Annotated in this window: 7 protein-coding genes and 1 pseudogene; all 8 read right to left on the bottom strand. The window is 66.0% G+C overall.

Features of this window, described 5'->3' with window-relative positions:
• A pseudogene (locus EPO50_RS28475) lies at nucleotides 1-161 on the bottom strand (acyl-CoA dehydrogenase); the annotation flags it as partial.
• Nucleotides 162-266: 105 nt separating this feature from the next.
• Nucleotides 267-2,162, bottom strand: coding sequence for a sulfate adenylyltransferase subunit CysN (cysN, locus tag EPO50_RS28470; RefSeq protein ID WP_296349946.1), 1,896 nt, complete (start codon nucleotides 2,160-2,162; stop codon nucleotides 267-269).
• Complete coding sequence (cysD, locus tag EPO50_RS28465) at nucleotides 2,162-3,157, bottom strand: sulfate adenylyltransferase subunit CysD (RefSeq protein WP_296349944.1); 996 nt, start codon at nucleotides 3,155-3,157, stop codon at nucleotides 2,162-2,164. Before cysD ends, cysN begins: the two co-directional genes overlap by 1 nt.
• Entirely contained in the window at nucleotides 3,154-3,876 is a 723-nt protein-coding gene (locus EPO50_RS28460) for a phosphoadenylyl-sulfate reductase (protein ID WP_296349942.1), read from the bottom strand. Before EPO50_RS28460 ends, cysD begins: the two co-directional genes overlap by 4 nt.
• A 10-nt stretch (nucleotides 3,877-3,886) precedes the next feature.
• The gene (locus EPO50_RS28455) at nucleotides 3,887-4,924 is read right to left on the bottom strand and encodes a sulfate/molybdate ABC transporter ATP-binding protein (RefSeq protein ID WP_296349960.1); all 1,038 of its coding nucleotides are present in this window, start codon (nucleotides 4,922-4,924) and stop codon (nucleotides 3,887-3,889) included.
• A gap of 25 nt (nucleotides 4,925-4,949) precedes the next feature.
• The gene (gene cysW, locus EPO50_RS28450) at nucleotides 4,950-5,792 is read right to left on the bottom strand and encodes a sulfate ABC transporter permease subunit CysW (RefSeq protein WP_296349940.1); all 843 of its coding nucleotides are present in this window, start codon (nucleotides 5,790-5,792) and stop codon (nucleotides 4,950-4,952) included.
• Entirely contained in the window at nucleotides 5,785-6,669 is an 885-nt protein-coding gene (cysT, locus tag EPO50_RS28445; RefSeq protein WP_296349938.1) for a sulfate ABC transporter permease subunit CysT, read from the bottom strand. Before cysT ends, cysW begins: the two co-directional genes overlap by 8 nt.
• Nucleotides 6,666-7,718, bottom strand: a complete 1,053-nt coding sequence (locus EPO50_RS28440) for a sulfate ABC transporter substrate-binding protein (RefSeq protein ID WP_296349958.1) — start codon at nucleotides 7,716-7,718, stop codon at nucleotides 6,666-6,668. The genes cysT and EPO50_RS28440 overlap by 4 nt, the downstream gene beginning before the upstream one ends.
• Between the last annotated feature and the right edge of the window lie 219 nt (nucleotides 7,719-7,937).

Below are 7,937 nucleotides of genomic sequence, written 5' to 3'. Positions count from 1 at the left end.
GGCTGGCCGTCATTGTCCCAGTCGGTGCGCGCATGCTCGCGGCGATGGTCGAAGAAGCGGATATTGTCGTTCTCGCGCTCCAGCGGCCGGATCTCGCGCTCGATGAATTCGTCGAGCTCGGTCAGGTACGCCGCGATATCGGCGGGAATGTTGAAATCCATAGGGGCCGCTCCTCCGGTAAACGATCGTTCACCGGCGATCTTAGGGCGTCTTTGGCGGCAGTGCCATGAACGCCGCTTCCGACCTGCGGCTGTCGGAGCGATTGGTCAGCTTCGTACAGCGCCTATGCGTTCAAGCACCAACTCCACGATGCGATCCGCGGCCTCCTCCGGGGAGAGTTCGGCCGTCTGCAATACCAGCGTCGGATCCTCGGGCGGCTCGTAGGGCTGGTCGCGGCCCGTCAGGTTCACCACCTTGCCGCTCTCGGCCTTGGCATAGAGACCTTTGGGATCGCGCTGCCGGCACACGTCCAGAGGCGTGTCGACGAAGATCTCAAGGAAACGGCCTTCAGGCAGCAGAGCGGCCGCGCGCGTGCGGTCGGCCTGGAAGGGGGAGACCAGGGCCACGATGGCGATCAGCCCGGCATCGGCCATCAGCTTCGCGACCTCGCCGACGCGCCGGACATTCTCCGAGCGGCTGGCTTCGTCGAAGCCCAGGTCGGCGTTGAGCCCCTGTCGCAGATTGTCGCCATCGAGCAGCATCGTCTGGCGGCCGAGGGCCACCAGCTTGCGCTCGACGATGTTGGCGATGGTCGACTTACCGGAACCCGGCAGGCCGGTCAGCCAGACGACCAGCGGGAGCTGCGCCTTGATCTCGGCCCGCAGCGCTGGCGTCACGGTCTCGGCATGGCGATGGACGTCGCTCGCTGCGTCGAGGCTTTCGACGACCATGCCCGCCGCTGCGGTGCGGAGCGTCGCGCGGTCAATCAGGATGAAAGCGCCGGTCTGGCGGTTCTCGGCATAGGGATCGAAGGTGACGAGCTGTGCCGTTTCGAGTTCGACACGGCCGATGGCGTTCAGCGCCAGTTCACCCGCCGGCGCCCGTCGCAGCGATTCGACGTCGAGCGTGTCGGCGATACGGCCGAGGGTGACAGGTACCGTGCTCGTGCCGATCTTCAGCAGGAAGCGCTTGCCGGGAAGGGCTGCCGTCTCGTCCATCCAGACCAGGTCGGCGGAGAAGCGCCGCGTGACCGTCGGTCGACGGCGCGGATCGGTCAGCACATCGCCACGGATGACGTCGATTTCGTCGGCCAAGGTCAACGTTACGGAGCGTCCGGCCACGGCCACCGGCAGATCGCCGTCGAAGCTCACGATGCGCGCCACCGAACTCGGCTTGCCTGAGGCTGCGACGACGATGCGATCGCCGACGGCGAGGCGGCCCGAAGCGACGGTGCCGGTGAAGCCGCGGAAATCGCCATCCGGCCGGTTCACCCATTGCACGGGAAAACGCAGCGGCGCTTCCTCGGCGTCGAGGCCGGTCTCGACCGTCTCGAGATGGGCGAGAAGGGCCGGGCCGACATACCAGGGCATGCGGGCACTGCGGGCAGCGACATTGTCGCCGAGCCGCGCCGAAACTGGGATCGCAACCACGGAATGGAAGGCAAGCGGCGCGGCAAAACTCGCGAAGGCCGCTGCGATTTCACGGAACCGCGCCTCCGAGAAATCGACCAGGTCGATCTTGTTCACCGCCAGCACGACGTGACGAATACCGAGCAGCGAGACGATGGCGGCATGGCGGCGTGTCTGCTCGACGAGGCCCTTGCGTGCATCGACCAGCAGGACGGCCAGCTCGGCGTTGGAGGCGCCGGTCGCCATGTTGCGCGTGTACTGCCGGTGACCCGGCGTGTCGGCCACGACGAAGGCACGGCGCGGCGTCGCAAAGAAACGATAGGCGACATCGATGGTGATGCCCTGTTCGCGCTCGGCTTCGAGACCGTCGAGCAGCAAGGCGAAGTCGAATTCATCGTCGGTCGTGCCGAAACGACGCGAATCGTCCTTCAACGACGCGACCTGATCGTCGAGCAGGCCGCTCGCATCGGCGATCAGCCGTCCGATCAGGGTCGACTTGCCGTCGTCGACCGAACCGCAGGTGAGGAAGCGCAACTCGCTGCGGCTCTGCAGGGGCAACGCGTCGTTGGCGGGAGGGGCAAGGGCGTCGGGCATCAGAAATATCCCTCTCGTTTCTTGCGTTCCATGGAAGCCTGCAGGGCGCCGTCGACCAGCCGGCCCTGGCGCTCGGACGAGCGCGCATCGAGGAGTTCGGCGATGACGCCGGCGACATCGTCTGCCTTTGAAGCGATGGCACCGGTCAGCGGCCAGCAGCCCAGGGTGCGGAAGCGCACGCGGCGCTTCACCGTCATTTCGCCATCGCGGAAGCGCATGCGCTCGTCGTCGACGGCGATCAGTGCACCATCGCGTTCGACAACCCAGCGTTCGGCCGCGAGGTAAAGCGGCACGATCGGGATGGCTTCGGTCTGGATGTAGGTCCACACGTCGAGCTCGGTCCAGTTCGACAGCGGGAAGACACGCATCGTGTCACCCGGCGCCAGCCGCGTGTTGAACAGACGCCACAGTTCAGGCCGCTGGTTGCGTGGATCCCAGACATGGCCGGTGCTGCGGTGAGAGAAGATGCGTTCCTTGGCGCGCGACTTCTCCTCGTCACGCCGGCCGCCGCCGAAGGCCGCATCGAAGCCGTGCTTGTCGAGCGCGTCCTTCAAGGGCTCCGTGAGCATGAGGCGGGAATATTCGCCTGTTTCCGTCTCGAAGGGAGTGACGCCTTCACGCGTCGCGGCTTCGTTGCCATGGACCAGCAGCTCCATATCGTATTTGCGAGCGGTACGGTCGCGGTGATCGAGCAGGGCGCGGAAATCCCAGCCGGTCGCGATATGCATCAAGGGGAAGGGTGGTGGCGCCGGGTAGAAGGCCTTGCGGGCGAGATGCAGCATCACGCTCGAATCCTTGCCCACGGAGTAGAGCATCACGGGCTTGCGAAACTCGGCCACCACCTCGCGCAGGATATGGATCGCCTCGTCCTCCAGGCGCTGCAGGTGAGGTGACAGGCCGGATCGGCCGCGTGGCACGGGAATCGTCTGCTGGTTCTCGCGAGGTCTTGCGTCGGTCTGGACGCTGGGGTGCGCAAGGGGGGCGGGCGAACTCATGGATTGCTCTGCTTCTGGGTCGAATTGATCGGGGGAAGATGGATGCCGCATTCGGTCTTCTCGGCGCCGCGCCAACGGCCGGCGCGCGCGTCCTCACCGAAGGCGACGGCCGAGGTGCAGGGCGCACAGCCGATCGAGCTGAAGCCCTGGGCGACCAGCGGATGGGCCGGCAGGCGATGGCGGGAAACATGATCGGCGATGTCGGCCGCGCTCCAGCTCGCCAGCGGGTTGACCTTCACATGCGGCAGATCGAGCTCGAACACCGGCAGGTCATGCCGGTCGGCGCTCTGGAAGCGCTTGCGCCCGGTGATCCAGGCATCGAAACCCTCGAGCGCGCGCTGCAATGGTGCGACCTTGCGGAAGGCGCAGCAGCCATCGGGATCCCAGGTGGCGCGGCTGAGATCGGCATCGAGGCGCGCCACTTCCTCCACTGACGGCCCGATGCTCTGCACGTCAGTCAGGCCGAGATGAGCGACCAGCCGGTCGCGATAGTCCAAGGTCTCCAGAAAATGACGGCCGGTGTCGATGAACAGAACCGGCGTTGCCGGATCGATCTCGGCCACGAGATGCAGCAGCACGGCGGAGTCCGCTCCGAAGGAGGAGACCACGGCGATCTTTCCCGGAAAGACATCCCGCAACGTTGCGGCCAGCACCTGCCGCGGCGGCGCAAAGCCCAGGCGGCGCTGCAGGTCGGAGGCGAGATCGGGCGGCGGCGCCATGGTGTGCTCCTTAGCGCGAGGCGAAGAGGCGCAGGTTGACCAGGGTGACCGGCAGGATGTCGCCCTTGCGGGCGGTGTGGCCGGCTGGCAGCTCCATCTCCACAGTCGGCAATCCATCGGCCAGCGCCAGCTCGGCGCGGCGGGCAGGTCCCGTGCGCCGCACGGCGAGCACGCGTGCCAGAATGGCGGGCTGCGAATCGGTGGCCAAAGCGAGATCATGCGGACGCACGAAAAGTTCGGCCGGGCCCGTCACCTTGCCGCAGGATATGCGGAGCTGATGCGGCCCGATTCGAAGCGAGGAACTAGCTACATTGACCGGCAGGCGTACGGCCTCGCCGACGAAGCCCGCGACGAAGGCCGTGGCCGGATGGTCGAGGATCTCGTCGGGCGTCCCGACCTGCTCGACGTTACCAAGATTGAAGATCGCAACCCGATCGGCGAGTTCCAGCGCCTCTTCCTGGTCGTGGGTGACGAACAGGGTCGTGTGGCCGGTCCGGTCGTGGATCTCACGCAGCCAGCGCCGCAGATCGCGCCGCACCTTGGCGTCGAGGGCGCCGAACGGCTCATCGAGCAGCAGCACGCGCGGCTCGACGGCAAGGGCGCGGGCCAGCGCAACACGCTGGCGCTGACCGCCGGAGAGCTGGGTGGGGAAACGCTTACCGAGGCCCGCGAGCTGCACCAGGTCGAGCAGGTCGGCGACGCGGCGGCGGATCTCGGCATCGGCCGGCCGCGTGGCGCGCGGCCTCACCCGCAGCCCATAGGCGATGTTCTCCGCCACGTTGAGATGGCGGAACAGGGCGTAGTGCTGGAACACGAAGCCGACGCGGCGGTCGCGCACGGACAGCGCGGTGGCATCTTCATTGTCGAACAGGATGCGGCCGGCCGTCGGGCTCTCCAGCCCCGCCACCAGCCGCAGGAACGTCGTCTTGCCCGAGCCCGACGGGCCGAGCAGCGCCAGCAGCTCGCCCGGCTGCACCTCGAGGTCGAGGTCGCGGACGGCCGCCGTGCCGTTGAACGACTTGGCGAGCCCTTCGGCCCGTATCGCGATTGCCACGCCTGATCTGCTGTTCTGCTCAGTGCCGGTGGGCGCGGGCGAGCTGGTCTCCGTATCGTCCCTCGAGGAAGGATTTTGCGACGAGGGTGACGAGGGCGAGTCCCGCCAGAAGCGAGGCGACGGCGAAAGCAGCGACGAAGTTGTACTCATTGTAGAGGATCTCCACGTGGAGCGGCATGGTGTTGGTCAATCCGCGGATGTGGCCGGAGACGACCGACACCGCGCCGAATTCGCCCATGGCGCGGGCATTGCAAAGCAGGACGCCGTAGAGCAGCGCCCAGCGCACGTTGGGTAGAGTGACCGTGAGGAAAGTGCGTAGCCCCGAGGCGCCGAGCGTCAGTGCCGCCTCTTCTTCCGCCGTGCCCTGCTCCTGCATCAGCGGGATCACTTCGCGTGCGATGAAGGGGAAGGTGACGAAGATCGTGGCCAGCACGATGCCGGGCACGGCGAAGATGATCTTGAAATCCCAGTCGTCGATCAGCGGCCCCAGCAGCCCCTTGGCGCCAAACAGCAGGACGAAGACCAGTCCCGATACGACGGGCGATACCGAGAAGGGCAGATCGATCAGGGTGACTAGCAGGCTCTTGCCGGGGAATTCGAACTTGGCCACCGCCCAGGCGGCCGAGATGCCGAACAGCAGGTTGAGCGGCACGGCAATGGCTGCGACCAGAAGGGTGAGCCCGATCGCGGCCTGCGTGTCGGGTTCGGCGAAGGCGGCGATGAACAGGTCGAGCCCGCGGCGCAGCGCTTCGGAAAAGACCGCCAGCAGCGGCAAGACGAGGAACAGCGTCAGAAAGCCGACGGCCAGCGCGATCAGCGTGCGGCGCACGGCCGGGCTTTCGGAGAGTACGCCGTTACGCATGGCCGAACCGCCTGCGGCTGAACGCCTGCAATGCATTGATGGCGAGCAGGGTCACGAAGGAAATGCCCAACATCACCGTGGCGATGGCCGCAGCGCCGGCATAGTCGAACTCCTCGAGTTTGGTGACGATGAGGAGCGGCGCGATCTCCGACACGAAGGGCATGTTGCCGGCGATGAAGATCACCGAACCGTATTCACCGACGGCGCGCGCAAAGGCCAAGGCAACGCCGGTGAGAAGGGCTGGTGTGAGTGCCGGCAGGACGACGCGCACGACAGTCTGCGTCCGGGTGGCGCCCAAAGTGGCCGACGCTTCCTCGACCTCGCGATCGAGGTCCTGCAGTACCGGCTGCACCGTGCGCACGACAAAGGGCAGGCCGATGAAGATCAGCGCAACGAGAATGCCGAGCGGCGTGAAGGCGATCTTGATGTCCCACGGCGCAAACAGGCTGCCGATCCAGCCGTTGGTCGCGTAGAGCGCGGCAAGCGCGATGCCGGCGACGGCGGTGGGCAGGGCGAAAGGCAGATCGACAGCGGCGTCGAGCAGGCGCTTGCCGGGGAAGTCGTAATGCACCAGCACCCAGGCCACGATCGTGCCGAACAGGGCGTTGATGAGAGCGGCCGCGGCCGAGATGAAGAAACTCACCTGCAAGGCCGCCAGCACGCGCGGTGTCGTGGCAACCCGCCAGATACCGTCGAGGCCCAGCTCACCGGCGCGTGCGACCAGCACGGCGAGCGGAATCAGTATGATCAACGACAGGTAAGTGACGGCAAAGCCAAAGGTAATTCCGAAGCCGGGCAATGCGCTCGGCTTCGGGAACCATTGGCTTCTCCGCGGAGTCGTCCGCAGCGCCCAGCCGTTATGGGCGGCGTCGCTCATCGCGTCGCCGCTTTGCCGGTGGGCTTGTAGATCTGATCGAACACGCCGCCGTCGGCGAAGTGCTCGGTCTGCGCCTTGGCCCAGCCGCCGAACACCTGGTCGATGGTCACGAGCTGGATCTTGGGAAAGCGCGTCAGGTCGGCCGGATCGGCGGCTTCGGGCTTGCTCGGCCGGTAGAAGTTGCGGGCGATGATCTTCTGCGCAGCCGGCGAATAGAGGAAAGCGAGGTAGGCTTCAGCGACCTTGCGGCTGCCACGCTTGTCGACCACGTGATCGACCAGCGAGACCGGTGGCTCCGCCAGGATGGAGAAGGGCGGCACGACGATGTCGAATTTGTCGGCACCGAACTCCTGCTGGATCAGGAAGGCCTCATTCTCCCAGGAGATGAAGACGTCGCCGACGGCGCGCTGCGCAAAGGTCGTGGTCGAGCCGCGCGCCCCGGAGTCGAGGACCGGTACGTTCTTGTAGATCGCCTCGACGAACTTCCGGGCAGCCGCCTGATCGCCTTTGGTGCGGTCCAGTTCATAGGCCCAGGCGGCGAGATAGTTCCAGCGCGCGCCGCCCGAGGTCTTGGGATTGGGCGTCACGACCGCGACGCCGCTCTTGGCGAGATCCGGCCAATCCTTGATGCCCTTGGGATTACCCTTGCGCACCACGAACACGATGGTCGAGGTGTAGGGCGAGGCATTGTTGGGCAGGCGTGACTGCCAGTTCTGCGGCAGACGCTTGGACTCACGCGCGATGGCATCGATGTCGCCAGCCAAAGCGAGGGTCACGACATCGGCTTCGAGCCCGTCGATCACCGAGCGGGCCTGCTTGCCCGAGCCACCGTGGGAGGTGCGAATGGTGACCTTCTGGCCGGTGCTGGCCTGCCATTCCTTGGCAAAGGCCTCGTTCAGCGCGCGATAGAGTTCGCGCGTCGGATCGTAGGAAACGTTGGTGAGGACGACCTCTTGCGACGTCGTCTGGGCACGTACGGCCACAATCGCCGTCATGAAGGCGACAGTGATGGCGGTCGCCGCGAGAAGGCTTTGGCGGACGGTCATGATGATTTCTGCTTTCTGTCGATCGGGTGAGAGGCAGCTGGCGGGCAAAGCTCCGCCTTTCCGGCAATCGAGGCCGGTGGTGACTGCTCGAAACGCTCTTGAAACTAGAGGCGGCTCAGGGATGCCGCCGGATCATGCGGCACATGCCGCACCGACAGGACAGAACTTGAGGTTGGGACATCTCTGTCTCCACGGACTTTCAATCCTGTTGAAATGCCTCCG

The sequence above is a fragment of the Reyranella sp. genome (assembly GCF_004297405.1).
Classification (GTDB): Bacteria; Pseudomonadota; Alphaproteobacteria; order Reyranellales; family Reyranellaceae; genus Reyranella.
This window is presented reverse-complemented; position numbering and strand designations above follow the sequence as displayed.

Bases quoted from the DNA above. Each gene is read 5' to 3' on its own strand.
- cysN (WP_296349946.1), bottom strand. From the start codon at position 2,162: ATGCCCGACGCCCTTGCCCCTCCCGCCAACGACGCGTTGCCCCTGCAG.
- cysD (WP_296349944.1), bottom strand. From the start codon at position 3,157: ATGAGTTCGCCCGCCCCCCTTGCGCACCCCAGCGTCCAGACCGACGCA.
- EPO50_RS28460 (WP_296349942.1), bottom strand. From the start codon at position 3,876: ATGGCGCCGCCGCCCGATCTCGCCTCCGACCTGCAGCGCCGCCTGGGC.
- cysW (WP_296349940.1), bottom strand. From the start codon at position 5,792: ATGCGTAACGGCGTACTCTCCGAAAGCCCGGCCGTGCGCCGCACGCTG.
- cysT (WP_296349938.1), bottom strand. From the start codon at position 6,669: ATGAGCGACGCCGCCCATAACGGCTGGGCGCTGCGGACGACTCCGCGG.